The following is an 18866-nucleotide window of genomic DNA, read 5'->3' on the forward strand; positions in this document are numbered from 1 at the left end:
CCTGCCTCAGCTGGATGGCTATAAAATTTATCAGTATATTTGGTAACAAGGCCATGGTATAGCACAGATCTGAACATTCTTTATGAAAATAATCGAGTGCCCGCGCGATGCGATGCAGGGGCTGAAGCAGTTCATTCCTACACAAACCAAAATCGCTTATTTAAACCAGCTCTTACAAGTTGGCTTCGATACCATTGACTGCGGTAGTTTTGTTTCTGCTAAGGCTATACCACAAATGCAGGACACGGCAGAGGTGCTGGCCGGCCTGGATATGATAAGCACCTCCTCAAAACTTTTAGCCATTGTTGCCAATGTAAGGGGGGCAGAGGAAGCCGTAAGCCATGAGCAAATTACGTACCTGGGTTTCCCGTTATCTGTTTCCGAAACCTTTCAGCAAAGGAATACCAACAAAAGCATTGCCGAAGCGATAAAGGAACTGGACCGCATACAGGAGCTATGCCAGCAGCATTCAAAAATACTGGTTACCTACATTTCGATGGGGTTTGGCAACTCATACAACGATCCCTGGAATGCGGAAACAGTGGTAAAGTTTGCGGAGACATTGCACCAGTCAGGCGTAAAAATCATTTCCTTATCTGACACAATAGGTGTATCGAATCCCGAAACTATCACATACCTCTTTAAGCACCTGATTCCAGCCTTTCCCGACATAGAGTTCGGAGCACATTTACATACAACTCCCGGTTCCTGGCTGGAAAAAGCTGAGGCAGCTTACGAGGCAGGTTGTCAGCGTTTTGATGGGGCAATACGCGGATTTGGAGGTTGCCCGATGGCAAATGATGAGCTGATCGGAAACATGGCTACAGAAAATTTGATAAATTACTTCCGTAATATCGGTTTAAATTTAAATATTGATCAGGAAGCGTTTGATAAAGCCATGGCTCAGGCAGGCGCTGTATTTTCATAACTATGGCAAAAAGAATTGTTGTTGATATATTTATTCCCTGCTTCGTAGACCAGTGCTTTCCGGATACGGCCATGAACATGGTAAAGGTGCTGGAAAGGCTAGGCTGTGAGGTGAACTATAATCCTAACCAGACCTGTTGCGGACAGCCTGCCTTTAATGCGGGCTTCTTTGATGAGGCAAGAGAAGTAGCCAATAAATTTCTGGATGATTTTTCAAATGATAGCTCCCACTACATTGTAGCTCCTTCGGCATCTTGCGTAGGTATGGTACGGAATGCTTACCAGGATATTTTTGTAAAATCGTCGAACCTGGTGAAGTACCGCACTATGCAAAAGAAGGTATATGAGCTGACAGAATTCCTGACCGACGTTATCGGCATTGTGAGCGTTCCTGGTGCAGCTTTATTTGGGAAGGCTACTTACCACGATTCCTGTAGTGCCTTAAGAGAGTGTGGCATAAAAGCCGGTCCAAGAGCATTGCTGCAGGGAGTAGAAGGGCTGGAACTAATGGAAATGGAAGATAACGAAACCTGCTGCGGCTTTGGCGGTACGTTTGCGGTAAAGTTTGAAGCCATTTCTTCAGCTATGGCCGAACAGAAAGTAGAGAATGCTTTAGCAACCGGGGCCGACTATATTGTTTCTACTGACTCTAGTTGTTTAATGCACATCGACGCATATATTAAGAAGCAGAATAAGCCTATCAGGACTATGCATATTGTCGATGTATTGGCTAGCGGCTGGTAAAGCTGTTTTGTGGTAAATGAAATGGCATTCCTTACCAGGAATGCCATTTCATTTACATAATAGAGGCTTTGGCTATAAGACAGTAAACAGTATAAGCAGGTAGTGGTTGGAATAATGTATAATTGTACTTCTTTTTTTGAAAAAAACGTACCTGTCTTCATACATATTATCAGATCCACAATTTGTATTAATCTTTCCTAAACGTTGCCAGCAACTTTGTTTTAAAGAGAAATGTAGCTATATAAGCTTATAAATCAATGTAATGCCTTGCAAGAACGCCTTAAGCATATAATTTCTTTTGTTCTGGCTTTCAAAACACGTGTAAAGCTTAAAAAGGGCAAAAGCGGCAAAATAGATATCCGGCAGTAACTACACGGTATTTTCTTCTATAAATACAATTACTTTTATCGCAAGTTTCAGTATACAACAGCGAGGGCATTGTTGGACTTTTGTGAGATAGAAAGGAGCCTCTGATAACGCTGCAAAACTATGAATAAAAATATACTTCTTTTACTAAGCTTCCTGCTTTTCATACCTGTTGCTTACGCGCAGGATGACCCGCAAATTATAGAATCAACTAATACTGATCAGAATATAACCGGTGATAAACCACAGAAATTCGGAATAGCTTTTCAACTTAACAGCTTGAACTACGACGATATTAAAGTAGGTTGGTTTAATTCACATAATGGGTCTCTCGATGATCATACGTTAGAGCAAAATTCTCTTTCAGCCGGAGTGATAGGCTATTATAATGTATCTGATGAAACGTCGCTCCGCTTAAGATTGGGAGCCACCCGGATATCGCTGAAGGAGTATTATGATTTTACGGATGACCAAGGCATAAACAGCGATTTTGCTGCTACAGGTATTCAGACACGCGTTTGCATTGCTCCCGGAGTAGCCTGGAAGTTTACACAGAATAAGCTGCAGTTTTATGCTGGCTTTGAGTTTCCTGTAACCCTTCATGGAGAATTTGCTTTAACAGAGAGCAGAATTCAGTATGAAACCGGCCAAAGTGCTATGGTGGCGCATACTATATTACGCACTGTATTGCCATCTGGCTTTTCGGCCGGCGTCGGGGCATTAGGAGGATTTAACTATTTTTTGAATAAAACTTTTTCGGTTGGTGCTGAGTTTTCTTCCGCTTTACTTTATGCAAAACTTTCAGGAGAGACAACGGCTACTCTATCTACCATCAAACCTGAAAATACAAGTCCGGTAATCATCAATACACAAGATGGAAACAAGGGTGTTACTTTTAACGACAGCCGGTTTTCAATTGGAATTGCTTTCTGGTTTAGCAGCAACAAACCCGTGGAGCAGGAGTAGGGACTCTTATTAGGTGCAATGCAGCTGGGCTTTTAGCAGGCAGAATGTTCTTAAGTCAATTACTTTTATACGTGTTAAAACTATATAGTCCTTGTATATAAAATCTGATTGATTGCGCCCGGTTGTGGCAAATGTTAGATAATGTTCAATTATCTTTACATGTTGTGCAAACATGAATCAGATGCTTCGATACCTGGATAAAGTAAGTAAAAAGCCTGCTCGCTCTGTTATTATAACTTTTCTGCTTATATGGATGGCCGTTAATATCATCCAGGCCTCTTTTATGGAGCTTCATCCGGATGAAGCGTACTATTGGATTTATTCCAGGTTTCTGGATTGGGGATACTTTGATCATCCGCCAATGGTGGCGCTAAGTATTTGGTTAGGCGATAGCATATTTCCCAATAAACTGGGTTTAAGGTTAATTACAATACTTACCACAACAGCCTCCGTTTATCTGTTATGGCTGCTGGTAAGCAGGTATGCGCAAAATGCAGTGCTTTTTATCCTGCTGTTCTGCTCTTTTCTGCTGTTTCATGTGTATGGCTTTATCACCACACCGGATTCGCCACTGCTCCTGTTTAGTATCTTGTTTTTTTACCTCTATGCACGTTATGCGCGGCAGGATTCTATTAAATTAGCCTTGTGCCTTTCGGTTGTTATCGCTTTGCTGCTTTACAGCAAATACCATGGCATTTTGCTTCTGCTTTTTACTATACTATCTAACAGCAAACTCCTGAAGCGACCTTCATTCTGGCTTATCGTAGTTGTATCTGTGTTGCTGTACATCCCGCACATCTGGTGGCAGGTTAGCCACGATTATCCTTCGGTGCAGTACCACCTCTTCGACAGATCGGCTAGACCATACCGGATCAATTTTACACTAGATTTTATTGTAGGGCAGATACTTATTGCAGGTCCGCTGGTAGGTTGGTTTTTATACTGGGCTGCTGCTAAAACAAAGGCTGATGACTATTTGCTAAAGGCATTGAAGTTCAATTTCGCAGGCATATTTATCTTCTTCTTGTTAAGTACCCTTAAAGGCTCTATCGAAGCGCACTGGACGTTATTAGCCTTTCCCCCGGTGTTTGTGCTTGCTTACGTATATTTGAGTAGCAGAACTGTCCCAGGCTGGTTCCTGAAACTGGCCATAGCCAATATCCTGTTAATTGTAATTGCCCGGGTAGTGCTTCTAGTGCCAATTCCGTTTTTGAAAGACTTAAAGCCCCTGAGAGGGTATTTCGGGACAGAGGAATGGGCAAAGCAGGTGCACCGGCAGGCCGGGAACCACTACGTGGTTTTTAACCAGGGCTTTCAGGAACCCTCCAACTATAACTTTTATAACAGAACCGTTAAAAGTCTGGGCTATACATCGCGCTATTACAGGAGAAACCAATTTGATTACTGGCCTGTAGAAGACAGCCTGAGAAATAAAGATGTGTATTTTGTGATGCCACATTCTCATGGAGCTGATGTTGCTCAGGATAGTTTTCCGACAGCAAAAGGCACCCATTATGGCCGTTTGCTGCAAAATGTCAGGTTGTACCAGAAAGTAGCTGTAGGAGTGGAACCCGTGGCTGCTGCCTGGAACCCGGCAGAGGAAAGAATTCTTACCTTGAGCATAAAAAATCCATACCAGGAGGCAATAAACTTTAGCAACCAGGCTTCCGGTACATGGAAGTGTTACCTGGAGTATGGTTTTATGTTGAAAGGTGAAATTGTTGAAATAAATCTTTTAGAAAATGCCCTGGAAGGAGTGATAGTAGCTCCTCAGCAATCAGGACTGGTAAATGTGCGTGTAAAAGCTCCGGCTGAGCCAGGGGAGTATAAGCTGTTCTTTTCTATCAGAACGGACCCCTTTGCGGGCAACAGAAATAGCAAAATGATTAAAGTTAATGTTCAATAAAATGCGTTCCTTCCTTTTAGTTCTCTTCCTGATTGTGTCTTGTGCTATTACTGTTTCCGCACAACATTTTGAGTGGAATGCCAACCTGCATACCTTTGCTGATAACAGGGAGTATGCCAAGTCCGGCAGATTTTCTCAAACTATTTTTGGGGCAAGATTCTCACCAGAAGTAGGTCTTCAGTTAAACAATGCGCACAGCATAAGAGCCGGTTTTAATGCCCTGTATGAATTCGGCGGACATCGATTTCTTTCTGAAATTGATCCGGTGCTTTATTACCAGTATAAAGAGCACAACTTTGACTTTTATATGGGTGTATTCCCCCGTTTCGGGCTGTTAACTGATTACCCACGGGCAATTCTAAACGATACCTTACGCTATTTTAGGCCTAACACAGAAGGAATGCTGCTGAAGTATGAAAACGATCGCTTCAGGCAGACCATGTGGATTGACTGGACAAGCCGCCAGACAGACCTGGACAGGGAGACATTTTTATTTGGTTTCTCCGGACACTATAAAGCAGGTGCATTTTTCCTGAGCCATCATGCCATGATGTTTCATAATGCCGGTCCCGGAATCCCCATTCCGGGAGATAATGTGCAGGATAATGGCGCTTTATCTGTGAAGGCGGGTTTCGACTGGAGCAACCATACGATGTTTGACTCTTTAACTGTAAACGTTGGCGGCCTGATGTCTTTTGAAAGAACAAGAAACGTGACGGGATGGGTAGTGCCTAAAGGAATGCTGATTGAGTTCCATGCAGAACGCTTTCGAATCGGAATTACAAACTCGCTTTATATAGGAGAGGGGCACAACATCATGTATGGTGACAGATTTTATACAGCTAAAACCTACAACAGAACAGACCTTAGCTGGACTCCCATTTCTTTCAGAAATATAGAAGGAAGATTTACATTATCGCTTCATATGCTGGAGGGGGTAGTGGATAACCAGCAGGCTTTCAATTTAAGGTATAACATAGGCGGTAAAAAGCCGATAAGGAACCTGAACTGACTAATTGCTACCTTGCCATAGCTCTATTGGAAATTTTATAGCTACAGTTTGTCAGGCAGAACCAACATCACCATTTCTTTTGCGCAATGGTAAAATTTATAGCACCTTTTTAAGGTTGTGTCCGTATAACTCTGATTAAAGTTTAGTAGCAAATCTTAAACGCTTCTTATACTATAGGTACAAATATCCCTCGCACTTTATCAACTAAACCTATGCTCTATACCGAGACTGATCATTTTACCATTCGTTACAGTGCGCCCTTAAGTATGGTTGAAATTGTTTGGCATGATTCAGTTGCTTCTGATCAGCTACAGGAGGGATTAAATGCAGTTTTAGAGGCTATACAGCATAAGAGCGCTCAGTTCTTTTTAGCAGACGCTCTGAAGCTTAATTTTCTGAAGCACGAAGACCAGGCCTGGATTAAAAATTATTTTCTTCCTGAACTGCACCGGCTGGACGTAACAAGGTTTGCAAGGATTACGGAGCCTAATGTTTTAAGCCTGGCTCTGGTAGAAAATATCATTGACTATGTGCATCTGGAAAGGCATTTCAATTTTGAGATGCAGAGTTTTCATGAAAGAGATACTGCCCTGGAATGGTTATTCAGCGTTGTTCCGGTAGAAACAAAAGCCCTATAGGGGAACTACAGGGCTTATTGTTAATCTAAACACAAACAACCAATTAGATAGTAAGTCACACTATCTCCAATCATCGTGCGGGCCTAAGGCACGATTTTATTATAAGCACATCCGCATTATAAGGCATGCTTCAGAAGCCTTACCAGCTGATTTTCTTTTAATTGGATACAATAGTAGGAAATGTTCCTGGTAAAGCACAGGAAGATATTGTATTGAAAGTAACATGCCATATGATGCTGATTCCTGTAACTTAAGTAACCTTTTTCAGCTCAATACTCCCAATTGATGCTTTTAACGCCAAAATATAAATTTTTAAAAATAAGATATAGGCAAAAAGTAACATCTAGCCTTTCGTGTACCTGCCGTTTATTTCAAGCAGGTAGTTGCTGCAGGTATGAAGAGCAAGAACTGTAATAGTCAGAAACATTCCCGGAAAAAATACCAACCACCAGGCTGCAGTGTTGGAGCGAATGCCTGTAATTATCCTGCCCCAGCTAGCTATATTTGCAGGCATGCCGATACCTAAAAACGATAAGGTTGACTCTAGAGCCATTAAACCTGCCGTACCAAAGATAAATGCCACTACAACTGGTGCCAGTATATTGGGTAGAGCGTGTTTCATAATCAATCTTCTATCGCTGACACCCAAACTGTGAGCGGCTTCAAAGAATGGTAAGTGTCGTACCCGTAGCATTTCGGCCCGGGCCAGTCTGGCTGTACTGGTCCAGCTGGTAAGTATAAGCAGAACAGACAGGTAAAAAAGAGAAGGAGGTAGAAAAGAGGCTACCAAGATGATAAGTATAAACCTGGGAACACTGGAGAAGAGCTCAATCAGGTGTAGTATAGCTTTATCTAAGGGAAAGTAAACCTTATGCTTTAAAAAGGGGGCCTGATTGAGTAATGGCAATAGTAATTTCCAGAGTAAAACGGTAAGAACCAAAAGGCATACGATGCAGCTAAGTGCTTTTTTTAGCGTTAATGCCGCGCCAAGATTGACAGGAAGATACAGACAGAAATATAGCCAGCAGCATAGCCACAAAATGCAGATAAGCATTTTGCTTCTACTTAAGCGAGCACGATTATCGCCGTAGTAACCGGCATAGGCTCCTAGCAGCAAACCCAAAAGCGAAGTAATAACCATTACAGGAATGCTGATCAGGAAAGCGGACCTCGCACCAAAAAGCAAGTTTACCAACACATCGCGCCCAATACCGTCAGTACCCAGCCAATGAACAGCTGTATCCGTTCCCCCGTTTTCCCGGCTGAAAGGAGAAGTAAAAAGATGTTCTAAGTCTAATTCGTTAGGTTGATAGGGAAGCGGGAGCCAGGGAAGCAGCAGTGTGACAATAAATACTATAGCAAGGTAAAGCACGCAAACTCTGAAGATGGCCTTATGCTTGAATAAATGGGCTATGTTACTGAAAACTGTTCTCATGAATTTTGAAAACGAATACGGGGATCAGCCAAAGTATAAAATATATCGGCAACAAAGTGAGCTACAACTTTAAGGACTGCCACCGCTAAAATAATGGCTACTATAACGGCATGATCTCTGGCTAAAACCGATTTTACCAGCAGTGTACCGATGCCTGGTATGGCAAAAATTGTTTCAATGATAACAGCTCCTGCAAACAAAGCCGGTATAAAATCGGCCAATAAGGTTATGATAGGTAATAAGGCGTTCCGCAGTATGTGTTGCCTGATTACCTGACGCTTATCAAGGCCTTTGGCTCGGGCAGTTCTGGCATAATCACTCTGTGCACTATCGGCCAAAGCCCTGTAAAACTGGTTAACCAGGTAAGGTAAATTTGCTAATACCAAGCAGCAGACAGGAAGCACCATGTAAGGCATCTGATACAGGAGGTTTGCTATACCCATTTCTGTTTCAGAACCCGAATAATAGCCTAAACCATAAACCGGGAATACCTGAAGAAAGGATGGACTGGCAAACAGGACCAGCAGTACCAGCGCCAGCACAAAAGTAGGTATACTGTTTATAAGAATCAAAACCGTAGATAAATAGCGGTGAAGTGTTCCCCGCTCTTGCCGCAACATTAGTATGCTTAGCTTCAGTGCTGCAAAAGCTGCTATAACCATACTGAGCAGCACAATAAAAAAAGTATTGCTTGTATAGTTACTTAAGACTTCGAGCACAGGTCGCCCATCCCGTTCAGATACACCAAAATCCCCCTTTAAAAGTTGCTTAAACCAGTTATGGTACTGGTTGCCGGTTCCATGCCAGGTAATGTGGGGTAACAGGTAGGCTAATTCAGCCTGATTTAACATAAGTAAATGCAGGCTGGACCGGAGTTCTTTTACAGCAGTTAAAGTGCATGGAGAAGAGGCCTTTATCTCTACATTCTTAAGTGCAGGGGTGATGTTAGCTGACTTAACCTGCGTGTATAGCATCTCAAGATCAGGCTGGACCAATCTTCTTTCTTCTGGTGTCAGGCTTTTGTTGAGCATCTGGAGCTTCTGGTAGTAAGTTGCTACAGAAGGCCAATGCCCATAGTGCCAGGCAATTTTTTTTACCAGTTCCCTTTCTGCTTCAGGGTAAACCAAATGCAAGGTGTCCGGCTCTACCACTGATCTAACACTGAAATAGAAAAGAGGTTTGTCTTGTCCGGTTCTGGAAAGATATTGTCGGTAAGCTTTCAATCTGGCTTGCGTGGAGGAGGTGCCATATAAGCCTCCTTCTTCCTGCAAAATATACTCGGAGGCTGAATCTCCTGGTAAAAGCCTGCTAACAAAAAATACGCATGATGCCATTACCAGAAGTGCAGGTACAGACAGGAACAGCCTTTTGAGCAGGTATGGCAACATTATTGTTACTATTTTAAAATAAAGGCACCAACATCATAATTAGGTTTAAGTCCAGAAACTTTGGTATTGCCAAACCTTTTATGAATAGCTAATTTATCTTTTTGATAGTAGAGCGGAAGAAAAGCAGCTTCGTCATGAATGATCTCCTGCAAGCGTTTTAGCTGCTTACTCTTGTTTTCTGTGTCTTCGGTAGCAAGTATCGCATCTAACAGGTAATCACTTTCAGGAGTGCCAAAACCAGTATAATTAGCACCTCCCACTTCTGCATAGGAGGTATGCAGAAGTGGCTTAAAATTAAAGACAAAGGGATTTCCGTGCAAAGAGCGGAAAAACAGATCAAACTCATGCGATTTAATTTTCTTGCTGACCATGCTGCTTTCCAAGGCCATTAAAGAAACCGGAATCCCTACCTGTGAGGCCGCTTGTTGAAAAATAAGGGCGGTGTTTTCAAATACTGTATTACCCGCTCTATAAATTATTTCGATGGTAAGCTGCTGCTTTTGCCCGTTAATATTCTGATACCAGCCTTGGCTTTCTTTTATCCATCCAGCCGCTTTCAGCAGATCAATGGCATGTTCTTTATCGAACGTATAGGGTTTTATTCCGGTGTGGTAAAACTCTTTGGCAGAAGGAGGAACAGGCCCTATTGTTTTGGTAGCATAGTTTTGATGCGTCACCTTTATAAAATTATCTACATCCATCAACCAGGCAATGGCCTGCCTGGTTCTTTTGTCAGAGAATTTAGATAATCTGCTGTTAAGTCCTGCATACACAAATTCGTAGGCATCTGGTGAATACAGGTTATAGTTCTGAGAAAAGTTTTGATCCTGCTTCAATTGATCGAATTCAGTGGCGGCAATATCACTTAGTACATCCAGTTGCTCATTTTTGAGAGCGAGTAAGGCGGTTGTATTTTCAGGAATAATTTGAAAATTAATTCTGGAGGGGTTAGCGGTAAGATAGGTGGAGGCTGAACCTGTGTTTTTCCCCCACCAATTATCTTTTCGTTTCAGAGTGATGTATTGGCCTGAACTCCAGGAATCGAGTTCATAACCGCCGCTACCTTTTAAAAGCTCTTTGTTTCGGGCGAAATCAGAGCCATTGAATCGTGTAGCAAATTCATTAAATTCAGTATTCTGCTCAAGTTGGGCCTTTCCAGAAACCAGATCGGCTATACTTACCTGTTGCATAAGCCCGTTCGGATCGAATACTTTGGCTGGTAATATAAAAAAGTCACCAGCCACTAATTCCATTTCAGGGCTAAAGCCCTCGCAAACAAAAGTAAATTTTCTTTCATTGGCAGGGTCTGCAATAAAATCAGTTATAAATTCCAACTGAGGTTTTAGCCTTCCATTATTCAGGAGCGGCGCTTTAATTAATTTCAAAGTGAAAGCAACATCGCTTGCCAGAACAGGACTCCCATCGCTCCATTCCGCTTCCTCCCGAATTGTAAACGTGATATACGTCAGGCTGCCCCGACGTTCGATCACCGGATAAGACTCAGCTAAAACCGGCTTTAATTCATTATCTTCCAGATCAGCACCTAATAAGCTCTGATACAGTAACTTAATGAGTTGTTCAGCTTGTATATTAGTATAGCTGACTGGGTTTAAATTTTCTGGGTCTGCAGAAATATGCACCCTTACTTCTTCTGGCTGGTTTTGATATTGGCCACAAGAGCTGAAAATTATAATGAATGAAAAAAAAAGTAAAATCTTATTCCACATATTGCTCCAATATGATAATGATAGGAGCAATATAGGGAAAAGGCATTACAGAGAAAATTATATTTGAATACTTCTTAGTCGTTATCGGCCCAAGTTGTTGATCCTCCAAAAGTTGAGATAGTGCTACTCTGAGAAGATGTGGTTGTTGTACTAGATTTAGTAGTTTCTACAGTTTTGTCTTTTGCATCTCCATTTCCTGATAGAAGAATAGCTAGGTTAAGTAGAACGGTTGTAACAATTGCTCCCATGATAGTTGTTGTTTCTGTTATTGATTATACTACAAATATTGTAGTATAATCAGCTCAAAAAAAGGAAGGTTTGATTTATAAAGTAACTATGATTTTATTTTAGATAAATATTCTTATTTTATAAATAATGATACAGTATCTTTTATTTATAAGGCGAAAAAATAGTATTGATAGTATTTATTGTTCTATTTGTTAAATATTATTTTGATATTTATTGAAGAAAGTAACATTTAGGATAATAATATTAAAAATTAAATATTTAAATGGAGGAACTAATAAAGATTTCTAAAATAGTAAAGAATAGTCATAATCTTAAAACTGTGCTTCCAGTTAATTATAAATCTCGCAGTTTAGAAGCTGAATTTCTCATCAAGCTTGAAAATGGTGAATTTGTAAGTGATTATGAAGCAGCACAATACTTTTATAGGTCTGATAATAATGATGTTAAGTATAAAATGCTTAAGCACAGGTTGAAGAAAAAACTTTATAACAAGTTATTTTTTGTAGATTTTAGTAAAGTTAAGTCAAAACCGTTTTATGAAAAAGAGCATGAGTGCATATCTCTGTTATTACAGGCAAGAGTACTATTAAGACAGAATGAAAATGAATTATCTTCTATTATTGCAAAAAAAGCATATAATATAGCTGTCGAATATGATTTTACTAGTTTTAAAGCTGAAGCACTGGAATTAATTTTAACATGGTTAACTGAAAAGGGAGATTTAAAAAAATTTAAAATAACAGATAAAGAGTTAAGAAACGTTTATCAATTAATTAGTCTTGAGAGAGAAGCTGTTGGGATTTACCAACTGGTGATGATAAATACAAAAAAATCTATTAAATCTCGCAAAGCTTTTCTTCCTCAATTGCCATCTTTGATCAGTAGAACTGAACAAATTTGGGATCAAACAAAAGCTTATATGGCTTTTAATTCATATTATAGACTTTTTCTTTTATTTAATGAATTTGAAGGTAGCTTCGATAAAGTAATTGATCTGGCCATTCAAGCAGAAGAATGGCTCAAAGAAGGTAAAATAAATACTCATCGTTTCGACTCACGCTATAATAAGTTTATATTAGTTTACTCGCATTTGCGGGCAAAAAATTATGAAAAGGGATTAGAGTATGCTGAGCAGTACCTGGATGAATTTGATTCAAGATCCAGAAACTGGTTTGCTTACATGGAAAACTACTTCTTGCTGGCGCTTCACGCAAGAAAGTATCAAATAGCTCTGAACTTACTTTTCAGGGTTAATAGCAACCCATCTATGTCCGAGATTACCAACGCTGCTAAAGAACGGTGGATGTTATACCGGTCTTACCTTGATCTGGTATTTCCTAACCAACATATGCCCCAAAGTATCAGCGCTTTCCTTTCGGCATTGCCCGAGTACAGCAAAGATAAACAAGGCTTTAATGTGGCAATTTTAATCTACCAGTTTATTCTGTACCTAAATAAAGCCGATATTGAAGGGCTTATTTATCGGATTGAAAGTCTTAAGAAATATATTTTAACACACTTAAAAGATAACTTTAGTTTGCGTAGTCGTCTCTTTCTAAAGCTTTTAATGCTAACTGTGACCGAAAATTATGACCCGAAGCAATGCCGAATTAAAGGGCAAAGCCTATACCAAAGGCTACAGCATACACCAAGCCCTGGAGATGCTTATGCCGAAATTGAAATCATTCCCTATGAATACCTGTGGGAACATATTTTGTCTATTCTGGAAAAGAAGCAATTAAGGGGAGAGTAATTATTCTCGAAAACATAATAAAGCGTCTGACTTAGCAATTTCTTTTTTTGCTAAATTCCCGCATGCAAAAAAATAATCCGACCATTACAAGGGCATGGTGTTTCTACGATTGGGCTAACTCTGTTTACTCACTTGTTATAACATCTACCATATTTCCTATTTATTATAGCGCTGTTGCCAAAGATCCGGTAACAGCGTCTACCATTGTTCCTTTTTTAGGATTCGAACTGGAAAGCGCTGTGCTGTTTTCATATGCTGTTTCTGCTGCTTTTTTAATAATTGCTGCGTTAAGTCCTTTTCTCACGGCTATTGCAGACTATAGCGGTCGTAAGAAATTATTTATGCGGCTTTTTTGCTACATAGGTTCTCTATCCTGTATTGGATTATATTTTTTTACGAGGGAAACCTTCACCTTTTCCGTAATTCTCTTTGTGCTGGCTTCGATTGGCTTTAGTGGCAGTATCGTTTTTTACAATGCTTATTTACCCGAAATTGCTACAGAAGATCAATATGATAAGTTAAGTGCCCAGGGGTTTGCTATGGGGTATATTGGCAGTGTAGTATTACTGGTTTTCAACCTGGCCATGATTCTGCAACCCGGATGGTTTGGTATAGCAGCAGACAATACTAGTTTGCCTCCTCGTATTGCTTTCTTAACCACCGGCTTATGGTGGTTTGGATTTGCTCAGTACTCGTTCTACCACCTGCCGGCGAATGTACACCACCGAAAGCCGAAGGGCAGCTGGGTGCTGAATGGGTTCAGAGAGTTGCAGAAAGTACTGCATCAGGTAAAGGAGTTGCCACTGCTTAAGCGTTACCTGCTGGCTTACTTCTTTTACAATATGGGGGTGCAAACGGTTATGTATGTAGCAACAATCTTTGGAATAGAAGTACTTCAACTGGAAAGCGGAGATCTGATCACCACTATCCTGATCATTCAGTTAGTGGCAATTGCGGGAGCTTATGGCTTTGCCGTCCTTTCAAGAAAGTTCGGAAATATCAAAGCCTTAATGGGGGCTGTTGTTGTCTGGATTGGCATCTGTGTTGGTGCCTATTTTACAGATAATGTATACCAGTTCTACATTTTGGCTGCTATAGTAGGAACAGTTATGGGGGGCGTGCAGTCTTTATCCCGCTCCACCTATTCAAAATTAATTCCGGCTACAACCATCGATAATGCTTCTTTTTTTAGTTTTTATGATGTTACCGAGAAAATTTCAATTGTGTTAGGAACACTTGCCTATGGTGCCATTGCCCAGGTGACGGGTTCTATGCGTAACAGCATACTGGCCTTGCTGGTGTTTTTTGTAGTAGGCTTGTTTTTCCTGTTTTTTGTGAAAGGTAAGAAGTCCTTAGAGCCAGCGGTAGAAGAAGGAACTGTTAGGATAATGAATTAGCAGCCTTCTCATTAAAAAGGCCAGCCTGTTCAAGGCTGGCCTTTTTAATGAGAATGCTAAAAGATTATTTCTTATAAACTAATTTGCCATTTACATAAGTGCGGAGCACTTGCAAAGCACGCATTTCTTCTGGCGAAACAGTTATCAGGTCCCTGTCTACCATAATAAAATCTGCAAACTTTCCGGCTTCTATACTTCCTTTTTCATTTTCCTCGAAAGCAGAGCGGGCAGCCCATATGGTCATTCCTCTCAGCGCTTCTTCACGGCTTAGTGCATTTTCCATCTGAAAGCCTCCAGTTGGATAGTTCTTAGCATCCTGACGAGCAACAGCAGCATGAAATCCGAAGATAGGGTTGATGTCTTCAACCGGGAAGTCGCTGCCCAGCGCTAAATAGCCGTTTTGCTGCATCAGTTCTTTAAAAGGATAAGCATGTTTAAGACGCTCATTCCCTAATCGATCGCCTGCCCAATACATGTCAGAGGTGGCATGTGTAGGCTGTACAGAAGGTATAATACTGAACTGACCGAATTTTTTCATATCAGTAGGCGTAATGATCTGCGCATGCTCAATCCTCCAGCGCTTATCATTCCTGCCACTTAAAACTTCCCCGTAAATATCCAGCAAAAGCCGGTTGGCAGAGTCTCCAATCGCATGTGTGTTCATCTGGAAGTTATGCTGGTTCAGCAAAGCCGCGATGGCTCTAAATTCCTGTTCCGAAGCAAGTAAGAAGCCATAGTGACCAGCTCTGTCGCTGTAGGGTTGCAGCAAACTAGCGCCCCTGGAGCCTAAAGCACCATCAGAATAAATCTTAAAAGAACGAATGTTTAACCTGTCGGTTTTATAAGGGCCATTCTTAAAGTAGTAATCCTGATTTTCCTGTGAAGGGTTTAGCATGGCATAAATACGCATCTGCAGATCACCGCTCTGGTGCATATTGTCCATCAGGTCTACAGTAGACTTGTCGAGGCCGGCATCGGCGATACTGGTCAGGCCAACGGCAAAGCAATTTCTTTCTGCATTTTGTAGTGCCTGGCGCTGTTCCTGCTCATCCGGTGCCGGTATTTTGCTTGTTACCAGGTCAACAGCATTATCAATGAGAATGCCTGTTAGCTTTCCATTTTCAACCTCTACCAGGCCTCCAACTAATTTGGTTTGTGTGGTAATACCCGCCAGGTCCAGTGCTTTCTGGTTTGCCAAAGCAGCATGTCCGTCTACACGGCTAAGAATAACGGGAGTATCCGGGAATAACTGATCCAGCGTATCTTTTGTAGGAAATTCCTTAACCTGCCAGTCGTTTTGGTCCCAGCCCCGGCCTGTAATCCAATCAGCATCAGGGTATCGCTTTTGCTGATCCACCACTTTCTGCACCACCTCCTTATAAGAAGTAGTGCCTACCAGGTCCGCTGATTGTAAAGCCAAACCATAGCGGAAGAAGTGGGAGTGGGCATCTATTAATCCCGGATAAATGGTTTTGCCTTCAGCATCAAGCTCTTCAGAAGCTTTATACTTATTCCGTATAGCTTCTGTAGTGCCTACGTCAATTATTTTCCCGTCTTTTACTGCAAAAGCTTCGGCTTTACCGAAGCTTTCGTTTACAGTATAAATATTACCGTTAAAGACTACCAGGTCGGCTTGCTGGGTGCTGGTACAGCTGCTAAAAAGGGCACTGGAAAGTAAAGCCGCTGCTGTAAGGGCGCGTAAGGTTTTATTCATGAACGGTGCTTATTCAAAACGCATGTGTTTAACAGATTCACCAGAGTTAATTAACTCTAACAAGGCATCAATACCAATGCTCAGGTGTTTTTCTACATAGTTGGACGTTACCAGTTTATCACTTTCAGAAGTCTTCACACCTTCTGGCACCATCGGGTTGTCTGATACAAGCAGAAGGGCTCCGTGAGGTATTTCATTGATAAAGCCAACGGTGAAGATGGTAGCTGTTTCCATATCCACACCCATAGCCCTGATTTGGCGCAGGTATTCTTTGAAATCCTCATCATGCTCCCAAACCCGGCGGTTGGTTGTATAAACGGTACCGGTCCAGTAATCCATTTCATGTTTTTTGATCATGGATGAAACCGCTCTTTGCAGGCGGAAAGATGGCAGCGCCGGAATTTCCGGTGGAAGGTAATCATCGGAAGTACCTTCGCCCCGTATGGCGGCGATAGGAAGAATAAGATCGCCCAACTGGGTTTTCTTTTTTAAACCTCCGCATTTGCCAAGAAATAAAGCCGCCTTCGGTTTTACAGCTGAAAGCAAGTCCATAACTGTTGCCGCCATTGGGCTACCCATTCCAAAGTTTATAATGGTGATGTTATTGGCAGTTGCCGTTTGCATGGGTTTGTCTAAGCCACGTACCTCTACTCCAAAACGATCGGCGAACATGCGCACATAGTTTATAAAATTGGTGAGTAGGATGTACTCGCCGAATTCGTCTAGTGGTACACCTGTGTAGCGAGGCAACCAATTCTGAACAATTTCTTCTTTGCTCTTCATCGTTCTCTATTCTTTAATTTAGGTAAAAAAAAACCGCCTGTTCAGTAGAATATCTTACTGGGTTGGGCGGCAAAAATATAAATTGCGACATGGAAATACTGAACCTGCCGCCATTCGAGTACAAAATTAAACAATTTGAGGCGAATTCAATGATTTTTGATGTACTCAGACGAAAATACGTGGTTCTAACGCCGGAAGAGTGGGTAAGACAGCATTTTATTCATTACCTGATCAACGAGCTGAAGTACCCGAAAAGCCTGTTAAGCATTGAAAGGGGAGCTAAATACAATCAACTTCAGAAGCGAACAGATCTCTGTGTATATAACCAGCAGGGAAAGCCACACCTGCTGGTGGAGTGTAAAGCGGCCCATGTACCTGTTACCCAAGAGGTGGTGAAGCAGGTATCGGTCTACAACCAGGTGCTTCATGCTGCATATGTAGTCATTACCAATGGCCTTGAGCATTACTGCTGGGAGGTGGACTTTCTAAACAAAGCGTATAAGCCGTTGCAGCAGATACCTTCCTTTAAGTATGAATCATGAATTGATTCATGTGTTGGCTCATAAAAAAAGCGGCCTTTCCGGAGGTGGAGAGGCCACTTTTTATTGATTTTATTCTGCTTACAGAATAGAGTCTACTTCAACATAGTCCAGGTTAAAGGCTTCGGCTACCCCTTTGTACACTACCTGACCTTTTACTACGTTCAGACCTTTTTTCAGCTCGGCACTATCGGCGCAGGCTTGTTTCCAGCCTTTATTAGCTAATTGAATAGCATAAGGCAGCGTGGCGTTTGTAAGCGCTAAGGTAGAAGTATAAGGTACAGCGCCAGGCATATTGGCTACGCAGTAATGTACCACATCGTCTATTACATAAGTAGGGTCTTCGTGAGTAGTAGGCTTACATGTTTCAATACAACCGCCCTGGTCTACAGCTACGTCAACCAATACAGTACCCGGGCGCATTTCTTTCAGCATATCGCGGGTAATCAGGTGAGGAGCTTTTGCACCAGGTATCAGCACAGCACCCACAATCAAGTCGTGTGTAGAAAGCAGCTCACGAATGTTGTATTCGTTCGACATAAAGGTGTTCACGTTGGCAGGCATGATATCGTCGAGGTAACGCAGGCGCTGCAGGTTGTTATCCATAATTGTAACATCTGCACCCATACCGGCAGCAATTTTAGCTGCATTTGTACCAACCACACCACCACCTAAGATAAGTACTTTTGCAGGACGAACGCCTGGTACTCCTCCTAATAAAATGCCGCGGCCTTTCAGTGGTTTCTCCAGGTATTTCGCACCCTCCTGAATAGCCATTCTGCCAGCTACCTCAGACATCGGAACTAACAAAGGAAGTGTTCTGTCTGCCCGTTCTACGGTTTCGTAAGCAAGGCAAACTGCCTTTTGCCTGATCATGGCATGCGTAAGCGGCTCATAAGAAGCAAAGTGGAAGTAAGTGAACAATAACTGGTCTTCCTTAATCAGGTTATACTCAGATTCAATTGGTTCTTTTACTTTAATAATCATTTCAGCAACGCCGTATACCTCCTCTATGGTAGGCAGAATAGTAGCGCCTGCTTTTACATACTCCTCGTCTACAAAACCGCTGCCTTCTCCGGCAGTAGCCTGAATGTAGACGGTATGTCCATAACGAACCAGCTCGATTACACCAGCAGGTGTAACCCCAACGCGGTTTTCGTTATTCTTGATTTCCTTCGGAACACCAATTATCATTTGTGCTTATTAGTTTAGTTTATAGTTCTTTTGAAAAAGTGCGCAAATATACCATATCCCGCCAGATATAAAACAAAAAAGCCACAAATAGCTGTGGCTGTACCTAAAGTAAAATTGCACTGAAATAC

15 protein-coding genes are annotated in these 18866 nt (G+C 41.7%); 9 read left to right on the forward strand and 6 right to left on the reverse strand.

All coding sequences use genetic code 11. The features are described 5' to 3' along the window. Positions 1–82: 82 nt before the first annotated feature. The 6 genes from C1N53_RS04545 (at position 83) to C1N53_RS04570 (ending at position 6559) form a co-directional block, all read left to right on the forward strand. A complete protein-coding gene (locus C1N53_RS04545) occupies positions 83–928 on the forward strand; it encodes a hydroxymethylglutaryl-CoA lyase (protein WP_137758194.1) in 846 nt (281 codons plus the stop codon). 2 nt (positions 929–930) lie between these two features. After that, the gene (locus C1N53_RS04550; RefSeq protein ID WP_206077616.1) at positions 931–1671 is read left to right on the forward strand and encodes a (Fe-S)-binding protein; all 741 of its coding nucleotides are present in this window, start codon (positions 931–933) and stop codon (positions 1669–1671) included. A 489-nt stretch (positions 1672–2160) separates the two neighbouring features. Further along, positions 2161–3003, forward strand: coding sequence for a hypothetical protein (locus C1N53_RS04555; RefSeq protein ID WP_137758195.1), 843 nt, complete (start codon positions 2161–2163; stop codon positions 3001–3003). Between the two features lie 172 nt (positions 3004–3175). Then, the gene (locus C1N53_RS04560; RefSeq protein WP_137758196.1) at positions 3176–4909 is read left to right on the forward strand and encodes a glycosyltransferase family 39 protein; all 1734 of its coding nucleotides are present in this window, start codon (positions 3176–3178) and stop codon (positions 4907–4909) included. Position 4910: 1 nt separating this feature from the next. Beyond that, the gene (locus C1N53_RS04565; protein WP_137758197.1) at positions 4911–5921 is read left to right on the forward strand and encodes a hypothetical protein; all 1011 of its coding nucleotides are present in this window, start codon (positions 4911–4913) and stop codon (positions 5919–5921) included. 212 nt (positions 5922–6133) lie between these two features. Further along, positions 6134–6559: an STAS/SEC14 domain-containing protein gene (locus tag C1N53_RS04570; RefSeq protein WP_137758198.1), complete on the forward strand. Its 426-nt coding sequence runs from the start codon at positions 6134–6136 to the stop codon at positions 6557–6559. Between the two features lie 343 nt (positions 6560–6902). Here the strand turns inward: C1N53_RS04570 and C1N53_RS04575 are convergent, their stop codons facing one another. From C1N53_RS04575 to C1N53_RS04585, 3 genes are all read right to left on the reverse strand, one after another. Continuing rightward, positions 6903–7994: an ABC transporter permease gene (locus tag C1N53_RS04575; protein ID WP_137758199.1), complete on the reverse strand. Its 1092-nt coding sequence runs from the start codon at positions 7992–7994 to the stop codon at positions 6903–6905. After that, entirely contained in the window at positions 7991–9328 is a 1338-nt protein-coding gene (locus C1N53_RS04580; protein ID WP_168193959.1) for an ABC transporter permease, read from the reverse strand. The genes C1N53_RS04575 and C1N53_RS04580 overlap by 4 nt, the downstream gene beginning before the upstream one ends. A 62-nt stretch (positions 9329–9390) precedes the next feature. Further along, positions 9391–11022, reverse strand: coding sequence for an ABC transporter substrate-binding protein (locus C1N53_RS04585; protein ID WP_240773386.1), 1632 nt, complete (start codon positions 11020–11022; stop codon positions 9391–9393). 598 nt (positions 11023–11620) lie between these two features. Between C1N53_RS04585 and C1N53_RS04590 the strand changes: the two genes are divergently transcribed. Together C1N53_RS04590 and C1N53_RS04595 are read left to right on the forward strand one after the other, a co-directional pair. Then, positions 11621–13111 carry a hypothetical protein gene (locus tag C1N53_RS04590; protein WP_137758201.1) on the forward strand — a complete coding sequence of 497 codons (1491 nt, stop codon included), beginning with the start codon at positions 11621–11623 and terminating at the stop codon, positions 13109–13111. A gap of 62 nt (positions 13112–13173) precedes the next feature. After that, entirely contained in the window at positions 13174–14508 is a 1335-nt protein-coding gene (locus C1N53_RS04595) for an MFS transporter (RefSeq protein ID WP_137758202.1), read from the forward strand. Positions 14509–14572: 64 nt separating this feature from the next. Here the strand turns inward: C1N53_RS04595 and C1N53_RS04600 are convergent, their stop codons facing one another. Further along, the gene (locus C1N53_RS04600) at positions 14573–16222 is read right to left on the reverse strand and encodes an amidohydrolase (protein WP_137758203.1); all 1650 of its coding nucleotides are present in this window, start codon (positions 16220–16222) and stop codon (positions 14573–14575) included. Positions 16223–16231: 9 nt separating this feature from the next. Then, positions 16232–17005: an AMP nucleosidase gene (locus C1N53_RS04605; protein ID WP_137758204.1), complete on the reverse strand. Its 774-nt coding sequence runs from the start codon at positions 17003–17005 to the stop codon at positions 16232–16234. Positions 17006–17094: 89 nt separating this feature from the next. Here C1N53_RS04605 and C1N53_RS04610 point away from each other — a divergent pair, with 89 nt between their 5' ends. After that, the gene (locus tag C1N53_RS04610; RefSeq protein WP_137758205.1) at positions 17095–17547 is read left to right on the forward strand and encodes a type I restriction enzyme HsdR N-terminal domain-containing protein; all 453 of its coding nucleotides are present in this window, start codon (positions 17095–17097) and stop codon (positions 17545–17547) included. A gap of 78 nt (positions 17548–17625) precedes the next feature. On the opposite strand, the gene ald is transcribed toward C1N53_RS04610, so the two are convergent. Next, a complete protein-coding gene (gene ald, locus C1N53_RS04615) occupies positions 17626–18738 on the reverse strand; it encodes an alanine dehydrogenase (protein WP_137758206.1) in 1113 nt (370 codons plus the stop codon). Between the last annotated feature and the right edge of the window lie 128 nt (positions 18739–18866).

The sequence above is a fragment of the Pontibacter sp. SGAir0037 genome (assembly GCF_005491705.1).
In the GTDB taxonomy this organism is placed as follows: Bacteria; Bacteroidota; Bacteroidia; order Cytophagales; family Hymenobacteraceae; genus Pontibacter.